The following is a 24,712-nucleotide window of genomic DNA, read 5'->3' on the forward strand; positions in this document are numbered from 1 at the left end:
GAAGGAGCCAAAATGATTACCATAGAAGAACTTCAGGTACTTGAAACCAATTGCGCTTTTCATGAAGCTGCAAATACTGGTTTTTTTCTGCTCCGCGGAAACGACGCCAGCACTTTTCTGCATCGTCTTCTCAGCAACAACGTAAATGCACTTCAAGAAAACCAAGTGCAGCACAATGCTTTGTTGGATCGAAAAGGAAAAGTCTTAAGTCTTTTTCGTTTGCTGAAAAAAGACAGCTGCACCTTTTTTGGAATCGCTTCCACAACTGCTCACACGCAAGCCTTTAGCTTGCTCACGCAATTTATTCTTTCCAGTGAAGTAAGCCTCACGGATGTGAGTTCGTCATTTTCGCACTTCATTCTCTTGGGAGCAAAAGCCGACACTTTTCTTGAAGAGCACGATATAGAAACAAAGCTTGAAGACTTCAACTGTGGAAAACTGGAAGATGGCAGCATGTACTGGAGAGAAAATCTCTTAGGAATTCAAACCTGGCATTTTTTATTTCCAACTCTTTTTCCCAACAAAACAAAAAACCTTTTCACAGAACATCTTCCTTCACTTTCAGCTGAGACTTTCTTTTTGTTGCATCTTCAAGGTGAAGTTCCCCTTTTTCCCGAAACTATAGGAAGCGAAAATATTCTCTTAGAGGCGGCAAAGTCTTCTCATTTCTATGCGAGAGGGAAAGGCTGTTATCCTGGACAAGAAGTGATTGAAAGACTTCTCACCTACAACAAAGGCAAAGCACCTTTTTCACTCAGAACACTTTCACTTTCCGGAGAACATTTTTTTGCAAAAGGAACTGACGTGCTCAATGCAAAAAATGAAAAATGTGGGCAAGTGTTAACGTGCGGCTACAATCCATATTTAAAGCAAACAAGCGTTGTGGTAAGAGCAAAAAGCAATCAACCCACTCATGAACTTCAGATGTCCGTCAGAGGTAGATAAGCCCTTGGCTGAACATAAAACTAAACAACTTTATTTTGTAATGTTTATTCGTTTTATTTTTTGAATTTTTCCAAACTTATTTCGTAGCAATAATCCTAAACTTTTATTTTTTTCGTCTTCGAAACACAGCATGTTGTCTGTTTGTGGAAGATCGTTTTTATCATAGCGATAAAATGCTTTTAAATTATTTTTTTCATCATAAACTCCAATAAGATTTTTTCTGTCATCGTATTCATAACGCGCTTCATGGCCTTTGGTGTCAAAAACGTGTTGTAGACTACCATCGTCTGAATACGATAAATAAAGGCTTTCCCCTTTATTCTCTTTTACTTTCACCAACATTTCTTGCTTGTTGTAAAAATATGAAAGTTCTTTTGTATTCGGAAATATTTTTTGATTGTGCGTCCATAAAGAGCCTGAACTTGGAGAAGCTTGATAGAGCGTTGTGAAGATCAACAAATCACTTGTTTTCACGTCAAGATGGCTGAGAAAAAACTCGTTGTTTTTTGTCAAAAGAGAACTTGATGAAGATGAAAATGTGGCAAGATTTTCTTTGGGAAGAAGTTTTAAGCTGGGTGACAGCAAGTGTAAATATTCAAGCGTATTTGCAGAAACCTGCGCAAGATTTTCAACAATACTCTCTTCAATGTGAAGTGCTTTTTTCTTTAAGTCTTCACGTAAAGCGGAAATGCCTAATTTTTCTTCGAGGGCTTGAAGCGCCATGCGAGGCTTGAGTGAAAGCAAATCTTTTGGCACAACTCCGTTTATTTTTTTCTTTGCATCGTTCCAGTCTGAAGGCAAACCGTTAAAAACATTAAAGGCAGGATCTATTGACTGCTTCAGCTTTTCCGCTGAATCTGCAAATGAGTTTTGGAGATTATGGACAGGCTGTAAAAGAGTTTCACGAATGTGAGTAAGACTTGCTTGAACTTCTTCTACGTGAGGCTTTATTTTTGATAATACTTCTGCTTGCACACTTGAAAGTGAAGTTAAAACATTTTCGTCTATCTGAGAAAGTGCTGCTTCAAGTTTTTGAAGTGGCGAAAAAATGGTTTCTTGAAAATGTTCAAACTCAACAGCCATGCCAAGATCGTGTGCAAAACCTTCGGCAAGACCTGCAAGTTCAAAAAGATTGATGTGTACATTTTTTTTATTTTTAAGCTGCCAAATCATCACGCGCGTTACTTCAATGCCACGCTTGATTTCGTAAGGATCAACAAAAATTCCCTTATAGGCTTTTGAAAAATGGAGAGCTGCTCTTGCCGCTAAAACGCCCGCATATGCTGGACTGGGAAGTGTGAGAAGTGGCTTTGAGAGAATTGAATTTTTTAATTCCTGGTATTTATTTCCGGGAAGGTTTTCTTGAAGTTCCTGAAGATATGTTTCAAAGTGCTGCTGCCCTTGCGAAATAACATGAAGAAATTCTGATGGAACTTTTCCTTGAAGCAAGTCTGAAAGATGCTTCTCTATTGCTTTTGCTGTTGATTGGCCAAAAATATTGCTGATATTTGAAGAAAGCATGTGAAAAAGTGTGTCTTCGGATAACACACGATCTAAACTTGCGCGTAGATTGGAAGGATCAATAAATTGAAGATTTTGCTGCGAAGAAAAAATGTTACGCAAGGCATCAAGCGTGTGATCGTAAACACTACCAAGCCGTGCGTCTAAAACCTCTTCGAGGGAAGTGTCTAAAAACACATTCATTTCTCGAGTGAGCTTTTCAAATTCTTGCACCGACTGAAGCCCTTCCACGTTGTGATAAACTTGCTCAGCTATATACAATTTTGTTTTTTCGAGAACACTTTCTTTTAGCATTCTTTTGAGACGAGATTTTACCTCTTCTTTCATTTCTGGAGTTTGTTGAAAAAATTGACCTAAACTCCATGAACTTTTTCCCTTATATTTTTTTTGCAAGATATCGGTGAGAATTTTGGCAATGTAATCAGGCGCTTTTTCTTGCAGATTTTTTTGGATAGCGCCCTTAACTCTTCCCGAGATAAAACTGGAAATACTTTTAAGCGAATCTGATGCAACAAAGCTGTTTTCAGCCTTTGCCGATGAAGCACTCAAGGAACAAACAAAAAAACACAGCAGAAGAATATATTTCATCCACACAAGAAAAGCAGAAAACATGCCAGCACAAGTAAAATGGAATTGCAGATTATTTTCATCAAGAGCAAAAAGATTTTCGACAAAACTGATGAAAAAACTTCACCTGAAAGTATCAAAAACAGCGAACGTGAGCCTTTTTTAAAAAACTTGCCACACAATGCCTTTGTTTTAGATTGGTGAGGTCAATGGTTTTCTTCAACCACTTTTTTTGAGGGGGATAAAAAAAACTGACCACATATTCTTTTTGCTGAAGCGAAATGTTAAATGGAGCTTCTCGCCTCGCCACAACTCCAGGAATACTCACATATCCCCAGGGTTGAATCTGAAGGCGAAGAGGAACAAGATTTTTTTCAGCAGAAGGATCAATCTGATTGGTTTCAGAAGTTACTATTTGCTGTTCATTTTTCTTCCAAAATGAGTGCACAGGTTTTTCGAGAGTTGATCTTGATGCAAGCGAATGATGTGAAGAAATCATCGTTGCATCTGCAAAACAGGAGAGTGAAAGAATCCACAAAAGAACTGCGTAGAATTTTTTTTTCTTTTGCACAACATACTTGTTTTGCGCAGGAAGAAAAGTTCGCGTCTTCGCTTCTTTCACAAGCGTTGTTTGACCTTCCTCCAGTTCTTGCCGCTTTAAGTGAACACAATGCTGTTGCAAAAAAGCAAACAAATCCTCGCTCGTATATAAAATTCCTTTTACCGCGTGATAACGAAAAATATCTTCAAGCCAAGCTGACGCAGATTCATAGCGACTTTCCGGCTTGTAGGCCAAACTCAAATACAGCATGGTTTGAACTTCAGGTGGAAGAGAAGAAAGTTGTGGCAGGGGAAAAAGATCTTGTGAAAGCGTTTGCATAATCTGCAAGTCATTCATTTGAGAAAAAAGTGATTTCCCAAAAAGCAGTTCGTAAAACAGAAGACCACAAGAAAAAATATCACTCTCTTGGCCAATTTCTTTACCTTGAATATGCTCGGGTGACATATATGCATACTTGCCCTTGAGCGCATTTCCTTGTGTCACTTCACTTCTATGCCTTCCCTTTGCAATACCAAAATCACTCAACTTTACATCGCCCTTCCAAGACAAAAGAATGTTTGAGGGAGAAATATCGCGATGAATAAGATCGAGGGAAATGCCGTCTTTATTTTTGGCGGTGTGCGCATAGTCTAAAGCAGCCAAAACTTCTGTTGTGATATACAGCGCCAAACCAAGGGGAAGCTTTATGTTTTTTTTGGTGAGCTCATGGCAAAGCTGTGAGAGATCGAGCCCGTCTATATATTCCATGACAAAATAGCACTCGTGATCGTACGAGCCATAATCGTAAAGCGACACAATGTTGCGGTGGTGGAGTGAACACAGCAAAGTGGCTTCGTCTAAAAAGAGATTTGTAAAATGTTGATTGTCGGACCAAGCTGGGAGAAGCCGCTTTAAGGCGACGTCTTGTACAAACTTATTTTCCGCATAGTAGCGCGCGTGATACACATGCGCCATTCCACCAACCCCAATTTTATTTCGAATTTCGTACTTGCCTGCATAAAGCTCCATTCCCGCTTAGCAAGCAATAATAGTACCAAAAGATATTTAAGAACTTTTTTTCTTTTCTTTCAGAATTTCAGAAAACTTGTTTATTTTTTCGGATATAAGAACAAGCCTTGCTCTTTCGTGAAAGATTTTTTATATGCGACACATGAAAAAAATACTTATCCTTCTCTTTTGTTTCTTCAGTCTCCACACCTCTCTTCATGCTGAACCTGCGCAAAATGAGATGCTCAAAAAGAAATTGATAAAAGAAATGAAGCAACTTGATGCGGCCATTGTTGATGTAAGGCCTGCTCGTGTTTATGAAGCAAGCCAGCCTAAGTTTGTTACCAGGTGGACACCGGCTCTCACCCTCAAACCTGGAACAAGTTTGGAGCGACAAACTCAAATTGCAAAAAAGGCGGTTGCGTATGTGACTCGCTTTCAAGATGGTGTTCTTACCGATAAAGTGGAAGGTGGAATTATTGTTTTTTTTGAGGGAAAAAACTGGGAGCCCGAAATTGGAAACATCGGTTATTTGGTTCCTGACTCAAAAGCAAACTCACTTCCGGTAAAAATATACCTTCGCACAAAAGATGAGCAAGGAAGAAGTAGCTGTTGCACCATGGGTGAACAAATTGGAGTGATCGAAAATAATCGATTTAAAGCGAAGTAAAAAATTTCAAAGATGTTTTACGTTTTGTCATCCCCGTCCCCGATAAAAACATTCGAGAATAAACTCCGGCGGGATCCAGCAATTTTAAATTTGATGAGAATTGTGGATCCCCTGGTCAAGCCAGAGGATGACAGTGATCTACCATTTTTTATTAATTTCGTGCATCATTTTTATTTTGTTTCTTCTACGTCTGACATTGGCATCGACGGCATCTCTATGCGTGGACATGCTTTCCCGCCAATAGGAGAATTGCAACGCATAAGACATCTCGCAGCCATGCATGCGAGAGCAACCAGCGCTACAATCATAATTAACCATCCCACTACTTTTCCCACAAACTTTCCTGGTTTAGAGTCTACATCGTGAGCTTTTGCACAAACGAGATAGCCCATCCCCAATGCAATCAAAATAAGTGCAAGTGCACTGTGAACTGCTTGTAAATCTATTGTCCCCATCATGTTTCCTCCTTGTTGAAAGCCGGAAGCTACGTAAAAGCAAACAGAAAAGCAAGCACGAAACCAATTGCTGACCTTCCTTTTTAACTTGAGTAAGGAGAAAAAAGTGGGATCAGTTTGTATAATGCAGATTTTTTTTGAATGGGATATTTTTCGCCTGTAATTTCTTTTACTGGAAGCAAGCCCTTGAGTGAACCGCTGATGAACACTTCAACATTATTTGGAATGGGCCATTTTATTTTTTCTTCAACAATGGGAAGTTCAATGTGTTTCAGTATTTGCTGCTCTGTAATTCCAACCAGACGCTTTCCATCTCTCGGGGGAAGAATTACTTTTTCGTTTTTGCATAACAAAATATTTGAAGTGCAACACTCTTGAACAAAGCCATCTTGCAAAAGAAGGCATTCGTCAAAATCATTCTGGAGCGCATTTGTATAAAGTGTGTTATAAGCATCGCGTCTGTTATGTTTTATCCACGCATCACCTTTTTTTAGAGGATGCTCCGCCACGCAAAGACTAATACCGCTGTGATACATACTTTCAGGAAGCGCTTCATATTTTTCTGCACTTATTCCAAGACCTACTCTTGTAGAGCGAATACGCACGCGCAAGATTTGGTTTTGAAGTTTATTTTTCTTTATGAGCTGAAGAATAATTTTTTGATAGTCAAGCGCAGACGTTGAAGGAATGGTTTTTGCCGACTCACCTGCAAAAAGTCTTGCAAGATGTTCCTGTAAAAATGCAAGGCCACTTTTGCTGTAACGGATCGTCTCAAAAACTCCTTCAGAAGTAAGAAGCGTTTGAAGCAACTTATCCTGCGAAGAATAAAACTTATCGTTAAAGAAGAAAAAAGAATCATGAGTTTGCTTCATTGATTTCTCCGGATAAGGCACAAAATAAAGTTTCTCCCTTTACCATACTTTCGTCGTATTCTGATTTGGGATCAGAGTCGTAAACAATACCACTTCCCAAACCAAACGAAACTCCATCTTTGTCAACTTGAAGAGTTCGAATAGCAACATTTAAGTCGAAATTTCCGTTGAAGTCTAAGTAGCCAATGCTTCCACAATAAAATGATCTTTTATTTGGTTCAAGTTTATCAATCATTTCTATTGCGCGAAGTTTTGGGCAACCTGTTACTGAACCCGGCGGAAAGCAAGACCTGATAAGGCTTACACTTGAGACGTGTTTTGGAATTATTGCCGAAACAACAGAGAGTGTTTGAAAAACATTTTGATATTTTTCAACAAGGCGATGTTGTTTTACTTCTACTGAATTTGGAAGTGCAAACTGGCTCACATCATTTCGCATGAGGTCTACTATCATAGAAAGTTCTGCATTTTCTTTTTTACTCTCGATGAGTTCATTCAGAAAATGCTGATCCTCAGCTTCATTTTTTCCTCTTGAACGCGTTCCTTTGACAGGTCTTGTTTCTAGAGCGTTACCACTTCGTTTCAAAAAACGTTCTGGCGATGAGCTTATCAGGCAAAGGTTTTCAGTTTCGAGATAAGCCATCATTGGCGCAGGATTCAGCTTGGCCAGTTGCAAAAAAAGCTGAAAAGGATGAAGGCAAAGTGAGGCACGGAATTGTTGAGCTAAGTTCAACTGATACACTTCACCGTTCGAAATAGCAGCTTTTATTTCTTCCACTTTTTGTTGAAATGCTTTGGCTTGAAGATTTGAATGCAAGCTTATTTCTTGGAATTTATTTTTTTCATCATGAGCAAACTCAAGAGACATAGGCTTTACATCACTTTGAAGATGAAGATGGCAAAGTGTTTTATCGTGTTCATCAAACAAAAAATAATCTTGATATAAAACCGCAATCAGGTCTGGAGTTGAAGAATGTTTTTCTTTTTGCGTTTGGTCTTCATCCACAAAATCTTTCAGCTCATATGAAAGTGCTAACAGCAAACCTCCATTGAAAAATGGATGCTGCTCTGAGCTTGCCTTCTTATACGTTTGGGACACTTTTTCTAAAATAAAAAAAGGATTTCCTTCTTCGGTCCATTGTTTTTTTTCGGTAGTAAAATAACTTACACCTCCAAAACTTTCCACTTTCATAAGGGGATTGAAGGCAGCAAGACTATACCTATGGCCATTTTGCGGTGAACTTTTCAAAAGCGCTGAAGGAGTTTTTCCGTGAAAAGAAAAAGTAAGTGCTTCTTCATATGGAAGTGAATCATCGAAAATGATTTTTTTGAGGAGAGGAAAGCTCATAAAGATAAAAACCTTTGAAAAATTTCATTTCCATATTCACTCATAAATGATTCCGGATGAAACTGAACTCCAAAAACTGGCAAGCTTTTATGCTCAAATGCCATAATGGTTTCATCATCAAGCTTTGCACTCACGTGAAGATCGTTGGAAAGCTTTCCCACTTGAAGCGAGTGGTACCTTGCCACTGAAAACGAAGAAGGAAGCCCTTCGAAAAGCTTTGCATTGGCTTCGCAGTAAACAAGCGAAGTTTTTCCATGGACGGGAATTTTGGATTTTACGGTTGTGCCACCCAACGCCTCGTTAAGAGCTTGCATGCCAAGACAAACGCCTAAGATGGGAATTTTTCCTAAAAAGTTTTCTATAATTTTTTTATTCCACGGATGATCTGCTGGTTTTCCCGGACCCGGAGACAAAACAATGTGAGACACTTGTGAAAAATCCGCATCGGTAATGTTTTGCGGACGTCTCACCAAAAGCTTTTGCTGCAAGCCTTGCAGAGCATGCGCAATATTGAAGGTGAAGGAATCAAAGTTATCGAGTAAAAAAATCATTTTTTCCTTTGAACAAAAAATGAAAAAGAAGCTGTTCATTTTTTCGAACAACAGCCGCATATGCAAGCGTAACGCTACCTAGCGAGATTTAAAATCACAAGTCAAGTCATCACTTGCTGCTTAAACAAACGACAAAATAAAGGTCAGATAACAATAAGAAAAGCTTATCGCAAGTTTTGATCTTGACTGCATCGAGGAAATATATACTAGATGTGCGTTTGCTGCCTTGCTGAACACGGCAGCATTTCACTGAACCTAAGAGAAAAGGAGATCACCATGAATGCCGGAGGAAAAGTTGTACAATCAGGTTTGCCCCCCATATCAGCTGAACACTTTAATCGACTTCTTCACGCTCAAGTAGGTGAAGAAATGAGCTGGATGGACACCAGCACAAACCCCGGTACAGTTGACCCTGAAGAGCTCGTGGCAAAAGGCGAAGCAGGCGCAAAACTTCTGGCCCTTTATGTGATGAAAGATGCGAATGGAGCACTAAGATTTTCGCCTCAGTTTTCAGATGTTTATCGAAAAGTGCTTACAACACGTTCACAAGAACTTGTTGCGGAAGAAAAAGCTAAATTTGAAATTATTCCTCTTGAGACAAAGCTAAAAGATCTTGGTCTCAACGAAACAGAAAGAGCAATTGTTCAGGATATTCGCGAAGCAGGCGCTTACCTTGAGCAAGCATATCGAGCACAGCTTGGTGCAGCTTCGTATGCTCCGAAACAAGAAGCTGGAAGTTTTTCCCTCGACGAGCTCAATCACGGACCATGGTGTAGTCAAAACACAGATCCACTTTGCACTACAGACCCTTCTTTCCCTCCAAAAAGAACAAGCCTTTATTCAGATGCTGTACGCAACCCCGACGGAAGCCCTAACTGTGACCTCATCACCAAAAAATTTTCTAATCCCTTCAGTGTCGTAAGAGATGGAAAAAATGGTCCAGAAGAAGTGCCTTATGCAGTAGCCTACGGCAACTTTGTTGCACCAGCAGCCGCAGCTTTAAAAAGGGCTGCTACAAAAGCAGGTGAAATTGGTGACACAGCGCTTCAAGCTTATCTTTCTCAAACGGCCGAAGGATTTTTAAGCGAAAAACCCTTTCCCTTTGCAGAAAGCGATAAGGCGTGGATTGCCATGAAGGGAAAATCAAAGTTTTTTGTCCGAGTTTCTGCCGATGAAACCTACTGGGATCCTTGCGCGCTTCATGCTGGGTACCATCTTGAGCTTGGCCTTATTGATGAAAAAGCCAACGATCGTTCTGCAAAATTTACAACCCACATCCAGAGCATGGAAGATGAAATGGCAAGACTCTCACAAGGAACCTACAAAAAGAGACCTGTAGCTGAAAACCTTGAGGTTCCTGAGTTTGTTCAAGTGATTGAATTTACCGGAAACGCACGAAGTGCAGGCTCTACCACTATTGGGCAAGCTCTTCCCAACTGGTGCGGCGAAGATGGAAAAGCTGACGACTGCGGACACAGATCTGCCGTTTACACCAATCATCTCAACGCTGGATATAATCAAAAAGAAGCTCCTCGAATGGCGGTAATGCTTTCTGAAGCAGCGCTTCCCTTTTCAATAAACGAAGAGCAGGCTGAACGTGTTGTACTGCATGAAATTTTGCACAACACTGGACCAAATTATGGAAACGTCGTTGGCAAGGAAGGCAAAACAGCCACAGAAGTTTTTGGAAAACAAAAAGGTATGCTTGAAGAGCTAAAAGCTGAAACAGCTGCGGGTCATTTTATTTCCTGGCTAGCTCAGCACAAAGGCCTTTATTCCGATGAACAAAGAAATCAACTTTATACCCGCGGTGTCTTGTGGAATTTAAGCCATTTGAAAAAGGCATTAGAACATAAAACTGATCTCTCAAATGCTGGTGCCTATTCACGGCTTTCTGCCATTCAGTTTGGATGGATGGTTGAGCAAGGCGCTCTTCATTTTAACCCCACATCAAAAACATGGGATATCAACTACGAAAAAATGCCAAAAGCCTGGGAGAGCTTGATGTCTAAAGTAATGACCATCTATGCTTCTGGCGACAAAAAAGCACTAGACGCTCTTACCAGCCGATACTGGAAAGGTGAAGGCCTCAAACAACTTCAACTTGAGGCACTGGAAGAAAAAACCGGAAAATTTCCTGTTCGTTCTATCGTGTATAAAGTAAGTGAGTAAAAAATAAAAATTCTTCAGATCTCAAGGAAAAGCGCTTCGTATTGAAGCGCTTTTTTTTGCTCATTTTTTCCTTGAACATACCCATCTAAGCTCCTGATTTTACTTATTTTGTCCAAAAAAACTCGTTGCATCCATGTCGCCTCAAGTCTAAAAATCTTTAGTATTTCTCCCCGTATAGGGAACTCTGGAGTTTGCTGCAAATGTTTGATTTTCCTTCCAACCCACCATGAAAAAGAGAAGAGCTCATTAATATTTGCATTCCATTTTCGTCCTGGATAAGGCATACGCACCTTCAGCTTCTAACCCTTTACACGTGCAGGAGAACATTATGTTAGGATTTATTAAACCTGGTTTTGGAGAACTGGTCATTGTTTTGATTATTGTCTTGTTGCTTTTTGGCGCAAAACGACTTCCAGAAATTGCATCTTCAATTGGTGAAGCGATTAAAGGCTTCAAAAAAACCATGACTGACGATGACGACAAAAAAAAGAACGAGAAGAAATAAGGTTGTAGGCAAACTATGTTTGGAATTGGATCAACAGAACTCATGCTTATTTTTGGCGTTGCACTTTTTGTGCTTGGTCCCGAACGTTCCATTCAGCTTGCCAAAAAAAGCGGCGAGCTCTTGCGCAAAATTAAAACAGACTGGGCGCATGCAAAAAATCATTTCGATCTTGAAGCCAATCCTCCTCCAAAAAAATCTCCGCCAAAAGATCAATAAGCTTCTATGAAAGAATCTTCTTCCCAACCCTTTCTTGCTCATCTTATCGAACTTCGTTCGCGCTTATTGTATATGTTTCTTGCGCTTATTGTAGGAACAGGACTTTCATTTCTTTTTGCTGAAGAAATTTATCACTGGCTTGCAACGCCGCTCTATCAACATTTGCCAAAAGATTCACATCTCATCACCTTAAGTATTATGGAAGGTTGGCTTGTTTATTTTAAAACTGCTTTCATTGCTGGAGTTTGTCTTTCTGCACCTTTTTGCCTTTATCACCTTTGGGCATTTTTAGCGCCTGGACTTCTCAAACAAGAACAAAGTTTACTTATTAAAGCAGCTCTCGGTTCAAGCTTCTGCTTTTTGATTGGAATTCTTTTTTGCTATTACGTCATTATGCCAACAGGGCTTTCGGTGTTGATTGCATTTGTAAATCCAAACGACATTACGTTCATGCCGCAAATGTCTTTGTATCTTTCTTTTGTAACTCGGCTTCTCTTTTCTTTTGGCTTCGTTTTTCAACTTCCGCTGCTCATTGTCCTTTTGGTAAAATGGAGAATAGTAGAATTGGCAACGTTTAAGCGCCTTCGCCGTCATATGGTGGTAGCTGCCTTTGTAATTGGAGCTATCCTCACCCCGCCTGATGCTCTCACACAAACGATGATGGCCCTTCCTTTCATCGTTCTCTATGAAGTTGGAATTCTTCTTGCCCGTGGAATCAAAGTGAAAAACGAAAACTAAATTTATTTTTCCTTGCAAGACATCATTTCCTTTGGCTTATTCGAAAGATGAAAAAATTCTCTGACAAACTGTTAATCATTCTCATTGTTATCGCATCACTTGCAGGAGCTTTTTGTGGCTGGTTTTACGGACCCAAAATGCTTCCCATTTCCTTCCTCGGAACGTTTTTTTTAAATGCCCTTAAGATGATGGTGGTTCCCCTTGTTATGCTTTCGGTTATCAGTGGAGTAACGAGCCTTGGCGATGTGAGAAAAATTGGGAAGCTAGGTTTTAAAACCATTTCCTATTATTTCATCACCACTATTGTTGCGGTTATTCTTGGCCTTGTCTTGGTGAATATAATTGAACCCGGAATGGGAATTACCGTTGGAGAAGATATTGGCGCTGTTGTTCCAAAGCCTATTGGCATCACCGATATTTTTCTTTCGTTTGTGCATCCCAGTATTGTTGAGGCAATGTCGAGTTCAAAAATTCTGCCCATCATTATTTTTTCTCTGCTCTTTGGTGCAATGGCAACTACCTTGGGTGAAAAAGGAAAAGCATTAATCAGCATCATTGAATCTTTGAACCAAGTGATTATGAAAATGGTACATGTGATTTTATGGATTGCACCCATTGGAATTTTTGCGCTTGTAGCTGCTAAGCTTGGTGAATCTGGAGGTGGCGAAGCATTTTTTGCCGAACTTTCAAAAGTAGGTGCTTATTCTGCAACTGTTCTGATTGGCCTTTTCATTCATGCCGCTCTTGTGCTTCCGCTCATGCTCTTCTTCACCACAAAACGAAATCCATTTCGCTATCTTGCAGGATCGGCAGAAGCACTGGTGACAGCATTTTCCACCGCATCAAGTTCAGCAACCCTTCCGGTGACAATTCAAAACGTAAAAGAAAACAACAAAGTTTCCGAAACAAGCGCCAACTTTGTTCTTCCTCTTGGCTCCACCATCAACATGGATGGAACTGCATTGTATGAAGCTGTGGCTGCAATGTTTATTGCACAAAGTTATGACATTCATCTTGGAGTTGCTGCGCAAGCCATCATCTTTTTTACGGCGGTGCTTGCTTCTGTTGGCGCAGCGGGAATTCCTCAAGCTGGGCTTGTGACGATGGTTCTGGTTTTAACGGCGGTGGGCTTACCACTTGAAGGCATTGGAATTATTTTAAGTGTGGATTGGTTTCTTGATCGCTTCCGAACGGTGGTGAATGTATGGGGAGACTGCGTTGGCGCAGCTGTTATTGACACACTACATTTTGGGAAAGGTAAGCCTTTTTTGTCATTCCCTCATGGTTCTAGAGGGAATCTCCTCGGTTAGTTTTGTCATTGCGAATTTGCCAAAGGCAAATGTGGCAATCTCCTCTGACAATTGAATGAGGAGATCCTTCGTTACACTCAGGATGACAGCAAAGTGTCTGAATTGCTAGATTCCCGACAACAACATTCGGGAATGACAAAACAAAAAACTTTTATTTCATGTAGTTATAATATTGCGAGAACACACCTTAAGCCACATCTTTGTTTTTCTCTTCTGCATCAACATGCTTTTCGCGGAAGTAAATGAGACTGGCGAAGAGAAGTCCGCAAAGCGCAAGTGGTGATATGTCCGCGTTTTCACCGGAACCCAACTGACATCCGAAGTATTTATCTGAGCCACCTGATGATCCGCCAGAACCTCCACCTACAGAACTGCTTCCTCCAACGGTATATTCGAGACCATCGCCAGAGTAGATGGATCCGCTTTTTACAAGAATGTCGGAACCAATATCAGCTCCACTCACAATACTTACAGAAGAACTTGAGGCAACAGAGACACTTGCTGAAATGTCTTCAGAAATATCAGCAACAACTAAGCTTGATGACAATCCTGCCGAGCCATACACAATGTAGAGTGCATTTTCTCCGCCGATGATAATATCGGCAACGCCATCTCCGGTGATGTCACCTATTGCTGATGATCGGCAGAAGAGAGGATCGCTTACATCATTATTAATAGTAACATCAGCATCATCTAAGCTAAGCGCTACGCTTAATGAGTGTGGTCCATAAACGACGTAGGCTGTTTCACTTGTGCAGAGCAGCATGTCTTCTTCGCCGTCGTTGTTCACATCACCAAAGGCAGTGCTTTGCAGTTCACAGTTCGTGCAATCAACCGCTAAGTCTGGATCGCTTGTAGAAAGATTGATCGTGCTTCCTGAATCTACAATAGAGTGAGTGAAAATATAAGGGAGTTCTCCAGCTGAAAGTCCGCGGGAATCTGAGTCTGTGCCGGCATCTCCCGTTGCTGTGCTTGTGAGATTAAGCTGAGCATTTGATGAAGCATTACAATCTCCAAAGTAAATACTATCGGCATCTTCAAGCACAAATCCGTTTTGGAATGCTGAACAGGCTGGATAGTCTAAACTTCCAAACACGCTTCCTGATAAATTTGGAGAACTTCCATCCACGAGTTCATAAATATTGATCACTCCATTGCTTGAAGCTTCTGGTGCAGAGATATACACATAATCCCCGGCAACATTGGAACCAACGGCGTGGCCAAAGCGATCTCCTGATACAGATCCACTTACAGAGCTAAAGTCTGACGGCGTGCTTTTGCGTTCGTTCAGTTCATACGAACCTAAAAGCGTATCGGCCGTTGAGCGTGAAACATAGCATATTCCCTGCTGCGTTAAAGCTTCTGGAAAGCACACAATCACAAAACCCGCATTGGTGATAGCAATGTTGTAATCAAGAGTTGATGCTGAGCGATTTGGAACAATGATAGTAAATGCGTTGCCATCATACGTGTAGCTTAAGGTAATACTTCCTGAACCGCGCGCAGTTTCACTAACGCTGTAATTGCTTCCACTTAACACAATTTGCTCACTTGGAAGAGCACTTGTCACCGCTTGACTGACTTGCACAATGCTTACTGTGTCTGATGCCGTTTCATTATTTTCATCTGTCACCGTGAGCGTCACAACACTTGTTCCCGCTCCAGCTGATGTAAACACTGGCGTTGCGTTTGTAGCACTGCTGAGACTTCCGTCGCCTGAAGTGATTGCCCAACTGTACGTCACACTACATCCGGTTGAACTTGCTCCACTTAGCGTTACCGTGTCACTTGTGTTGATCACCACATCACTGCCGGCACTAGCTACAAGTGTAGTGCTACAGGCTTCTTCCTCTTCTGCAGAAGCTGCATCTGTAATAGTTACCGTTACACTTGAAATCGAAATACCATTGTAGCCGCTATCGGAACTTGTTGCTGTGTTGGTAACTGTTGCCGAACTTCCACTCGCCTCATCCCATGTTACGGTCACAGTTTGCGGAGTATCCCAATTTGCGGTGCTGAACGTAAGCGTTGTTGGACTTACATTTACATCTGTTCCGCCACTTGGCGTTACCGTTACACTTGCGGTTGGTTCTGCGGTTAACACAACGGTGTAGGTATCACTTGTTCCATCAACATCAACACTGGTTGATCCACTGCTCTCTGCAATGGTAACGCCTGCAGCATCATTATCCACTACTGTAGCACTCACACTATTCACAGCAACTCCGTCATAGTCTGCATCAACACTGCTTGCACCATGGCTAATCGTACACGTGTGATTGCCATCATCCAAATCATTATCTGATGACGTCACTGATATGGTTTGCGCTGTATTCCAATTTGCACTGGTAAACGTTACTGAACTTGGTGACACATCACATGAACTCGCTGGATTTGGCGTTACCACTACGTTTGCCGTTGGCTCACTGGTAAGCACGATGGTGTAGGTGTCTGCGGTTTCTGACCCTTCCGTTACACTCGTTGCTCCACCTGACTCGGTCACACTTACTCCTGCTGAATCATCGTCGGTAATGTTAACCGTAATGTCAGTAATACTCGTCGCATTATATCCCGAGTCTGCACTGAGCACTCCGAAGCTTATCGCCGATGTATGCGCGCCCTCTGCAATATCGTCATCTACTGGCGTTACCGTCACGGTTTGCGCGGTGTCCCAGTTGAGATTCGTAAACGTTAAGGTGAGAACGTCCACATCACTATCGGCATCGTCTGTAAGGGAAATACTCACATTTGCGGTTGGCTGTGAATTCAAGACAACCGTAAACGTATCGGTAGTGCTGCCTTCGGTGACGTTTGTGACACCACCTGATTCAGCTACCGTTATACCAGCAGTGTCATCATCCGTAATGGTAATGGTTTGCTGTTGGGTACCCGATTCACTTCCGTTGGTCACTCCACTAATATCTAAAATAATCGTTTCGTCACTTTCATCGATGCTATCCGTTGATGAGAACACGGTCGTGGTACCCGTTGTACTTCCGGCGCTAATGCTAATGGAATTTGAAAAGAGCGTATAGTCAGTGCCAGAACCTGTTGCGGTACCACTTGCAGCCAAGTCAACCGTCACGTCTTTACCTGAAGCAGTGCTTAAGGTTGCAGTTACCGTTGCAAAACCTGCTCCTTCTGAAATGGTTGCACTGCTCACACTCAAGCTTACCGTTGGAGGATCGTCATCATCGGTAATGGTCACCGTTACTTGCTGCGCTCCTGATTCTGTTGCGTTGGTCACATCACTCACATCAACGATAACGGTTTCGTTATTTTCATCCAACGTATCTAAGGCAGAACTTATACTCGCCGTGCCCGTTGTGCTTCCTGCTGAAATGGAAATAGATGTAGTTGAAAGAGTATAATCTGTTCCCGAACCTGTTGCGGTTCCGCTTGCGGACAAGGTCACCGTTACATCTCGGCCCGAAGCTGCACTTAACGTGGCGGTAAGCGTTGAACTTCCACTTGTTTCTGAAATGCTCTCGTTATTTACGGCAATGCTCACCGTTGGCGCATCGTCATCATCGGTAATGGTGACGGTGATTTGCTGTGTTCCCACTTCTGTTCCGTTGGTCACACTGCTGATATCAACAATCGCCGTTTCATCATCTTCATCTAATGTATCTAAGGCCGAACTGATCGTAACTGTCCCTGTTGTATTTCCTGCTGAAATGGAAATGGAACTGCCAGAAAGCGTATAGTCAGTGCCTGAACCTGTTGCCGTTCCACTTGCTGATAAGTTGATCGTCACATCTTGGCCTGATGCATCACTTAACGTTGCCGTTACCGTTGCGCTTCCACTTGTCTCGGAAATGCTAATGTTATCTACCGATAACGTCACGGATGGTGCATCGTCATCATCTGTAATGGTCACCGTTACTTGCTGTGTTCCAGACTCTGTACCATTCGTCACGCTGCTGATATCAATAATCACCGTCTCGTCAGTTTCGTCGAGTAAATCTTGTTCTGAAAAAATTGTGGCCGTGCCCGTTGTTTCTCCTGATGAAATCGTAATCGAACTTGATGAAAGCGTGTAGTCTGTTCCGCTTCCTGTCGCCGTTCCACTTGCAGACAAGTTTACCGTAACATCTCGGCCCGATGCTGCACTTAACGTGGCGGTAATGGTTGAGGTTACTGCACCTTCTCCTATTGTTGCACTATCTACCGCAATGCTCACCGTTGGAGCGTCGTCATCATCTGTAATGGTCACCGTTACTTGCTGTGTTCCAGACTCTGTACCATTCGTCACGCTGCTGATATCAATAATCACGGTTTCATCCGCCTCATCTATTGTATCTAAGGCTGAACTTATACTCGCCGTGCCCGTTGTGTTTCCAGCTGAAATGGAAATGGAGATAGTTGAAAGCGTATAATCTGTTCCCGAACCTGTCGCTGTTCCGCTTGCGGATAAATTTACCGTTACATCTTGGCCCGAAGCTGCACTTAACGTGGCGGTTACGGTTGAACTTCCACTCGTTTCCGAAATACTTGCATTGTTTACCGCAATGCTCACCGTTGGAGCTGCATCATCATCCGTAATGGTCACCGTTACTTGCTGCGTTCCATCTTCTGTTCCGTTGGTAACGCTATCAACATCAACAATCACTGTTTCGTTCGCTTCATCGGTTGTATCTGTAGCTGCTGTTATCGTCGCTGTTCCTGTTGTGTTTCCGGCGGTAATGGAAATTGAAGTAGTGGAAAGCGTATAGTCCGCGCCCGAACCGGTTGCGGTTCCGCTTGCTGAAATGGTTACAGTTGTAGCTAAACCTGAAGCTGCACTTAAAGTTGCGGTTACGGTGGAAACCCCGCCCGTTTCGGAAATGCTGGCATTATCCACGGCAATACTCACCGTTGGGGCTGTGTCGTTATCCGTAATATTGACCGTAACATCAGCGATCACAATCGCATTATAATTTCCATCTGCGCTTGATGCTGTATGGCCCACAGCGCTACTATGATCGCCTTCGTACAGCGTGTCGTTTGTTGCTGTAACCGTTACCGTTTGCGGGGTATCCCAATTTCCTGTGGTGAAGGTTAACGTGGCCGGACTTGTGGTACATCCACTGTCGGTATCTTCGCAAGCTGGCGTAATCACTACATCGGCCGTTGGCAAAGCATCCAGCACCATCGTGTACGTATCGGTTGATCCACCTTCGGTGACGTCGGTTGAGGCAACTGACTGAGTAATCGTCACACCTGCAACAGCATCTGTAGCACCATTCACAATCGCCACACTTTTTAACTCTGGCGTGTAACTGGTGCTGTCTGATTCTAAAAGTGTTTTATATTGGAAGTATTGGCTCGCAGCACAAGCAGTTAAGCCTGAAATATCAACTGAAGGAAGCGCAATGGTATTTGTAGTGGATTCTGTAAAGTACGCACTTGTGCTACTATCTGGCCCCATGAAGCTTTCGCCTAAACATGCGCTGTCATTACAACAACGAGCTTGAAATTTTTGACGAAGAGCGCCGCGTTTGTACATGTCAAGCACTTCTGTACTAGTGAGCTCTTCATCCCAAATACTCATTTCATCAAGGGTACCATTGAAATAAGCGCGTGAAGTTGAAATGTCTTGGTCACCAATGCGTAAAGGAGCAATGGTATCAATCATTTTTGAATAGCTATTATTCGTAGGTGTAATATTTGCTGAAGCACCATTGATATAAAAAGTTAATCCGCCTGTTGTTTTACTTCCATCATAGGTAGCACACACATGCTGCCAAGTGCCGGTAACCACTGAATTTGTATCCGTTTGCAAACCAAGGTAGGCTGTTCCACCACCATTACTATACAGATAAAACTGAAATTTTTTATTCGTAAGCGTACCAAACTGCCATTCATAATATTTTGTGGAACTCACCGTTTTCATTTTAGAAGCCATCATCGCGGTTTGATCAACATCACTATTAAGCCATGTACACACACTAAACGCTGTGTCTGTCGTACCATCTGTGAATGAAAGCTCTGCCTTGTCACCGCAATCTGCATATGAAGTACTGCCATCAAAATCGATGGCATCGCTTACTTTGCTTTCAGAATGAGCATAGCTAAGTGCATTTGCAGTACAGTTAAAGTGATTTCCCGAATCATCCCGTAAATCACCCGAGGCTTCATTCATGTGGTAAAGCGCCAAAAGATTGGTGGGATCAAAATTACCAGTGGTATATGCACTTTCTGTATTGTTGTCTGCTGTACCAGCTGCAATGCTTGCAACTTCATTAGACGATAAAGCACGAGAAAAAATGGCAACATCATCCATACTTCCAGTAATAGGCGTTTTGCCTGAATCTGTACTTCCAAGCATAAGAGGTTGTGTGGTGTCGTAAATGTCTGCTGGTATGGTACCTCCACAAGAAAGTGTCAGCGCTGTACCATCTCGGTATATTTTCACCTTATCGGTGTTATTCACACCGGATCCATCGTACACAACAGCAAGGTGATACCATCTTCCTACCGTAAGATTTGCATCTGTCGTCGAGCAATAGTTCGCACCAGCATCAGATGAACTGCTTGAAGCGAAAAAAACGAGCTCATCGGAAGCTGATAAGTCTGTACGAAAGAGGATGGAATTGTTTGTTGAGTTCGTAGGATTCCATTTGGTAACAATATTTTTATCTATGGCTAAGCTCGTTTGTTTCATCCACAACGACAGAGTAAGCGCAGTACCTTGAGACTCGGTTATATTTCCAAAATCAACTTCATCATCTACACCATCAAAACTAAGAGCAGTGTTATAGACACCAAGTGATGAATAGGTTACGCCTGTGGCAGTACCATCATAGCCATTTCCAGAGGTATCACCAATCACCCCCGAGCTTTCATTCATCAACGCACGTATTGCCAAGCCTGTTGTGTCAAAGGAATCGTCTTCAATAATGGGAGTACTTTGACTGCTGGGCAATTCTTTCCCGGCAGGTCTGTTGGGAACCCAAGCAAGTGTAGACCACAACACATCGGCTTTAGCATCTTTGATGTCGGAAATGTACGTACCGTCAGTTCCATTTGTAGATTGTTCAACCCAGCTATTCGCAGCATCCCACTGTACGGCAACATCGTCGTCACCGGTATCGATGTTAAAGGTTCCAGAGCTGTTATCGGTGAGAGTGCTCGCTTGAGCTACAGGAGTATAGATAAGGGACGACATCAGATACGTCATCAGCACAAGATACGTAAATCGATGCTTGCGAAAAAAATGTTGAAACCGACTCAACATGAAACTCCCCCCAAATCCCTTCAAAAACTGTTGTAATGATTGAAAAAAGGATACTCTCTTTTAAGACAAAAAACCACCATTATTTTCTTATTTTGATACTTGTGACAAAAATAGTGTTTTTAAACACTTATTATTTTATCATTATGAGAATTAATTGGTAAAACACTGTTTAAAGGGATTGGGAAGGCCTTTTGGGGAAAAGAGGAAGTGGGAGGTTTCTGGGGTGGGGAGGCATCAACAGTTTTTTTTATTTTTGTCATCCTCTGCCTTGAGCAGGCCTGCCGGCAGGCAGGGGATCCAGAATTTTTCTTTTCTAATGCCCTTAGACAGCACATCACTTGAATTGCTGGATCCCCGCCAAAATCATGCGAGGATGACAAAAAACAAAATTGGCAGAGGAGATTGCTTCACTTCGTTCACAATGACAATGAGTTGACTAAATTTCTAGCTCTACAGGTGATGGGCGATGCCCTCTTCTAGCCAAGGATCGCCTTTGGCCACAACCGGAATACGGCTTAAGAGTTTTAGGACGCAGAGCAAGAAAAGAGAACCAAAGCTTAAGAACATGGCCACTTCTGTCCAGCCAAAAACTGGAGCTTCTTTGAAGAACGTGGGGAAGACTAGCCAGTACACGTCAATCCACTGTACCAACAAAAGCCACACCGCCACAAAGAGAAGAACATTTTCTTTTTTCTTCGCCGCTTGAGAAATGAGCATGAAGAAAGGAATGATGAATTTAATTATACCAAGTGAGATAGAGAGAGATTTCCAGCCACCGTGAAATCGCTCGATGTAGAAAAATGTTTCTTCCGGCAAGTTGGCATACCAAATGAGCATGAACTGTGAAAAGCCGATGTACGCCCAGAAAATCACAAAAGCAAAAAGCAATTTTCCCAAGTCGAACAAATGTCTCTCGTTGATAAAATGTTGAAGGTAACCAAGTTTGCGCAACACAATGGTGAAAATGGTAAGCGTTGATAAACCCGCAAGAAATAAAATCACCCAACAGTAAATGCCAAAAATGGTACTAAACCAGTGTGGAGAAAGTGACATCATCAAGTCAAAACTTGCAAAGCTAAAGAGCCATCCAAAAAATAAAATGAATGGCGCAGAAAGATAAGAATTTCTTTTGCTGAAACGAGGATCGCGTGTTTCATCTTGTTTAAGTGAATGCTTCAACATAAAAAACCCGCAAACACCCACCAACAAAAGCAATGCGAACTGACGAATGGTGAAGAATGGTATATTCAAGTACGATTGTTTTGCGCTGAGAATTGCATCGTTCATCACCACATCATGATGCGTCCACTCATAAAGATGATGAACTCCAAAAAGTAACACCACAAACAAAATCGCCATCACCGGAACAAAAGCTACAAATGATTCTGCGATTCTGCGAATGGGAATGCTCCACTTTGATGCAGTGATATACTGAAGTGCAACAATGAATGTTCCCGAAAGACCAATGGCTCCCCAAAAATAATAGTTGGTCAAAAAGTTGGCCCACGCGCGAACGGGATTTGACTGAAGCATCAACACAAAACTCACAATGCCAAGAACAAACAATGCTGTAAGGATGCCTTTGAATTTGGGAGAGACTTCTAATTTTTTTACAGTTGGTATCATCATGGTTTTTTCAGTATTTACTGTTGTTGTTTCAATTTTTTCAAATGCATCTCAAGCCGTTTTACATCGCTTGGTTTTGGATCGTCAGCACGCTGCAATGCGCGAAGATAGTGAGTTATAGCCCAACGCTCTTCGGGCAAAGTTTGAGAAGCATAACTTGGCATGAGGTTTTGGCCTGTTGAAATCACGTGAAAAATTTCACCGTCTTCCCACGATTTAATTTTATCCGAAAGTAAAGATGGCGGCCGTGGAAATTTTGGAACAATCGTGCCATCTCCCTCGGCACTGTGTCCATGACAAACAACGCAGTAGATTTCGAACGCTTTTTTTCCGCGAGCAAACACTTCAGTGGTGCGAGGCAAAGGATTGTTGAGTGCATTTTTTGCACGCTCACGTTCATCGGCTGCGTAAGGATAAACATCAACATTGCGCGCAACGGTGCCTTCTACCGCTGTTTGCGGAGCTGCTTCTTGCGCCTTCACAGAAATTTGATCCATCATGTCTGGCATGTATTCGAATGCTGGTTTATCAGCACTTGAACAAGCCACACAAAGTGAAACAAGTGAAAAACTAATCAAGATGTTTAATTTCTTGTGCATTGCATTCCTTAAAAACACTGTCGATTTTTTCTTCATGATAATGAACATCACTACTATCTACAAAAAGTGCGAACTGATCATCGGTGATGCGTGGATCAAGTTTTCGCGTTTTCAATCCGTGGTGAATGATCATCGCCCACAAAATAAGCACTGTCGTGACTCCGCTGAACAAGATAGTAAGCTCAAACGTAACGGGAATAAATGAAGGCCAGCTAAAGGCCGGCTTTCCACCAATGTTGAGATGCCAGTCAACTGATTGCGTCCAATACTGAAACAAAAGCCCAAGCGATCCGCCAGTGAGGCCAAAGAAAAGTGCGGAATACGAAATCCAAGAACGCTTAATCCCCATGGCGGCTTCCATTCCGTGAATGGGAAACGGACTAAATGCATCCATCTTTTTGATATTGAGATGGCGCAGTCTTTTTGCAGCCACCAAGACTTCATGCGGATCATTGAAAAGAGCTATTTTCCCTTTCATCAGTGACCTCCCTTATGGGCATTGGGACTTGGCATAATTGACTTCACTTCAAACATACAAATAGTGGGAAGCACTCGACAGAAAAGGAGGAAGAACATCATGAAGAAACCAAAACTACCAATGGTAATTCCCCAATCGTGATCTGTCATTTTATAGTATCCCCAATTTGCGGGAAGGAAATCGCGATGCAATGAAGTAACTACAATCACAAAACGCTCGAACCACATTCCAATGTTGGCAAAGATTGATGCTACAAACATTACCGGAATGGAGCGTCGAAGTTTTTTGAACCAGAAAAGTTGTGGCACAATCATGTTGCAGCTTACCATAATCCAGTAGGCCCAAGCATACGGCCCAGCAATACGGTTGAGGAAAGCAAAGCGTTCGTAAATATTTCCGCTATACCAAGCGGTGAAAAGCTCGATCATGTAGGCATAGCCAACAATCATTCCCGTAACCAACATCACCTTGTTCATTTTTTCCATGTGGCCAATAGTGATGTAATCTTTGAGGTTAAACACTTCACGAACAATAGTAAGCAACGTAACCACCATGGCAAAGCCAGAGAACACGGCACCTGCAACGAAGTATGGTGGAAAAATAGTGGTATGCCAGCCAGGCACAACTGAAACGGCAAAGTCAAAACTTACAATTGAATGCACCGAAAGAACAAGTGGAGTACTCAAGCCTGCAAGAAGCAAATACACCATTTCATAGTGCGTCCACTTGCGGGCGGAACCTCTCCAACCAAAGGACATAACGCCATAGATAAGTTTTCGAATCTTATTTTTTGCGCGGTCGCGAACACTTGCGATATCGGGGATTAAACCTGTGTACCAAAAGAGAAAAGAAATAGTGAAGTAGGTTGAAACCGCAAACACATCCCACAAAAGTGGTGAGTTGAAGTTCACCCAAAGGTTTCTTTCATTGGGATAAGGAAATAACCAAAACGCAAGCCAAGGACGACCGGTGTGAATGAGCGGAAAAATTCCAGCAGTCATCACGGCAAAGATAGTCATAGCCTCAGCTGAACGGTTGATGGCTGTTCTCCACTTTTGGCGGAAGAGAAACAAAACTGCAGAAATTAATGTTCCGGCGTGACCAATACCAACCCAAAAAACGAAGTTGGTGATGAAGACTCCCCAACCAACAGGATGATTAAGACCTAAGGTTCCAAGGCCAACACGAAACATGTTCGTTGCATAACAAAGCCCCACCAAAAAAATGAGCACCGAAAGCACAAAACAAATCCACCACTTTTTCATCGGCAAAGATTCGAGTGGCTTGCACACCCTTTGCCCAATATCAGCGTAGCTTTTCCCCGGTGTCACTAAGGGTTCTTGAACGAGTTGGTTTCCTTGAATATCCATA

Annotated in this window: 19 protein-coding genes; 7 read left to right on the plus strand and 12 right to left on the minus strand. The window is 42.2% G+C overall.

All coding sequences use genetic code 11. The annotated features are described in order from the left end of the window. Nucleotides 1-12: 12 nt before the first annotated feature. Nucleotides 13-945, plus strand: coding sequence for a hypothetical protein (locus tag COV43_04610; GenBank protein PIR25634.1), 933 nt, complete (start codon nucleotides 13-15; stop codon nucleotides 943-945). A 30-nt stretch (nucleotides 946-975) separates the two neighbouring features. Here the strand turns inward: COV43_04610 and COV43_04615 are convergent, their stop codons facing one another. Further along, the gene (locus COV43_04615; GenBank protein PIR25635.1) at nucleotides 976-3,078 is read right to left on the minus strand and encodes a hypothetical protein; all 2,103 of its coding nucleotides are present in this window, start codon (nucleotides 3,076-3,078) and stop codon (nucleotides 976-978) included. Nucleotides 3,079-3,169: 91 nt separating this feature from the next. Next, entirely contained in the window at nucleotides 3,170-4,603 is a 1,434-nt protein-coding gene (locus COV43_04620; GenBank protein PIR25636.1) for a hypothetical protein, read from the minus strand. A 133-nt stretch (nucleotides 4,604-4,736) separates the two neighbouring features. Here COV43_04620 and COV43_04625 point away from each other — a divergent pair, with 133 nt between their 5' ends. Continuing rightward, nucleotides 4,737-5,252: a hypothetical protein gene (locus tag COV43_04625; GenBank protein ID PIR25637.1), complete on the plus strand. Its 516-nt coding sequence runs from the start codon at nucleotides 4,737-4,739 to the stop codon at nucleotides 5,250-5,252. A 170-nt stretch (nucleotides 5,253-5,422) separates the two neighbouring features. On the opposite strand, the gene COV43_04630 is transcribed toward COV43_04625, so the two are convergent. From COV43_04630 to COV43_04645, 4 genes are all read right to left on the minus strand, one after another. Beyond that, nucleotides 5,423-5,710, minus strand: coding sequence for a hypothetical protein (locus tag COV43_04630; GenBank protein ID PIR25638.1), 288 nt, complete (start codon nucleotides 5,708-5,710; stop codon nucleotides 5,423-5,425). Between the two features lie 80 nt (nucleotides 5,711-5,790). Beyond that, nucleotides 5,791-6,579 carry a hypothetical protein gene (locus tag COV43_04635; protein PIR25639.1) on the minus strand — a complete coding sequence of 263 codons (789 nt, stop codon included), beginning with the start codon at nucleotides 6,577-6,579 and terminating at the stop codon, nucleotides 5,791-5,793. Then, the gene (locus COV43_04640) at nucleotides 6,563-7,927 is read right to left on the minus strand and encodes a hypothetical protein (GenBank protein ID PIR25640.1); all 1,365 of its coding nucleotides are present in this window, start codon (nucleotides 7,925-7,927) and stop codon (nucleotides 6,563-6,565) included. Before COV43_04640 ends, COV43_04635 begins: the two co-directional genes overlap by 17 nt. Further along, nucleotides 7,924-8,538, minus strand: a complete 615-nt coding sequence (locus COV43_04645) for an anthranilate/aminodeoxychorismate synthase component II (protein PIR25641.1) — start codon at nucleotides 8,536-8,538, stop codon at nucleotides 7,924-7,926. Before COV43_04645 ends, COV43_04640 begins: the two co-directional genes overlap by 4 nt. A 216-nt stretch (nucleotides 8,539-8,754) precedes the next feature. On the opposite strand from COV43_04645, the gene COV43_04650 reads away from it, so the two are divergent. Next, on the plus strand, nucleotides 8,755-10,650 hold the full coding sequence (locus COV43_04650) for a hypothetical protein (GenBank protein PIR25642.1): 1,896 nt from the start codon (nucleotides 8,755-8,757) through the stop codon (nucleotides 10,648-10,650). 14 nt (nucleotides 10,651-10,664) lie between these two features. Here the strand turns inward: COV43_04650 and COV43_04655 are convergent, their stop codons facing one another. Continuing rightward, a complete protein-coding gene (locus COV43_04655; protein ID PIR25643.1) occupies nucleotides 10,665-10,934 on the minus strand; it encodes a hypothetical protein in 270 nt (89 codons plus the stop codon). A gap of 44 nt (nucleotides 10,935-10,978) precedes the next feature. Here COV43_04655 and COV43_04660 point away from each other — a divergent pair, with 44 nt between their 5' ends. The 4 genes from COV43_04660 to COV43_04675 are packed head-to-tail and all read left to right on the plus strand — an operon-like array spanning nucleotide 10,979 to nucleotide 13,419. Beyond that, complete coding sequence (locus tag COV43_04660) at nucleotides 10,979-11,155, plus strand: twin-arginine translocase TatA/TatE family subunit (GenBank protein ID PIR25644.1); 177 nt, start codon at nucleotides 10,979-10,981, stop codon at nucleotides 11,153-11,155. 15 nt (nucleotides 11,156-11,170) lie between these two features. Further along, nucleotides 11,171-11,371 (plus strand): hypothetical protein, encoded by a 201-nt coding sequence (locus COV43_04665; protein ID PIR25645.1) that lies wholly within the window; start codon nucleotides 11,171-11,173, stop codon nucleotides 11,369-11,371. A gap of 6 nt (nucleotides 11,372-11,377) precedes the next feature. Beyond that, nucleotides 11,378-12,109: a twin-arginine translocase subunit TatC gene (gene tatC / locus COV43_04670; protein PIR25646.1), complete on the plus strand. Its 732-nt coding sequence runs from the start codon at nucleotides 11,378-11,380 to the stop codon at nucleotides 12,107-12,109. 47 nt (nucleotides 12,110-12,156) lie between these two features. Beyond that, nucleotides 12,157-13,419, plus strand: coding sequence for a sodium:dicarboxylate symporter (locus COV43_04675; GenBank protein PIR25647.1), 1,263 nt, complete (start codon nucleotides 12,157-12,159; stop codon nucleotides 13,417-13,419). 187 nt (nucleotides 13,420-13,606) lie between these two features. Here the strand turns inward: COV43_04675 and COV43_04680 are convergent, their stop codons facing one another. The 5 genes from COV43_04680 to COV43_04700 all read right to left on the minus strand — a co-directional run bounded on the left by COV43_04680 (nucleotide 13,607) and on the right by COV43_04700 (nucleotide 24,711). After that, the gene (locus COV43_04680) at nucleotides 13,607-20,638 is read right to left on the minus strand and encodes a hypothetical protein (GenBank protein ID PIR25648.1); all 7,032 of its coding nucleotides are present in this window, start codon (nucleotides 20,636-20,638) and stop codon (nucleotides 13,607-13,609) included. A gap of 450 nt (nucleotides 20,639-21,088) precedes the next feature. After that, nucleotides 21,089-22,264, minus strand: coding sequence for a hypothetical protein (locus COV43_04685; protein ID PIR25649.1), 1,176 nt, complete (start codon nucleotides 22,262-22,264; stop codon nucleotides 21,089-21,091). A 17-nt stretch (nucleotides 22,265-22,281) separates the two neighbouring features. After that, complete coding sequence (locus COV43_04690) at nucleotides 22,282-22,911, minus strand: cytochrome C (protein PIR25650.1); 630 nt, start codon at nucleotides 22,909-22,911, stop codon at nucleotides 22,282-22,284. Continuing rightward, nucleotides 22,835-23,341 carry a hypothetical protein gene (locus COV43_04695; protein ID PIR25651.1) on the minus strand — a complete coding sequence of 169 codons (507 nt, stop codon included), beginning with the start codon at nucleotides 23,339-23,341 and terminating at the stop codon, nucleotides 22,835-22,837. Before COV43_04695 ends, COV43_04690 begins: the two co-directional genes overlap by 77 nt. Further along, complete coding sequence (locus COV43_04700; protein ID PIR25652.1) at nucleotides 23,341-24,711, minus strand: hydrogenase; 1,371 nt, start codon at nucleotides 24,709-24,711, stop codon at nucleotides 23,341-23,343. Before COV43_04700 ends, COV43_04695 begins: the two co-directional genes overlap by 1 nt. Nucleotide 24,712 lies beyond the last annotated feature (1 nt).

Source organism: Deltaproteobacteria bacterium CG11_big_fil_rev_8_21_14_0_20_42_23 (genome assembly GCA_002796345.1).
In the GTDB taxonomy this organism is placed as follows: Bacteria; UBA10199; UBA10199; order 2-02-FULL-44-16; family 2-02-FULL-44-16; genus 1-14-0-20-42-23.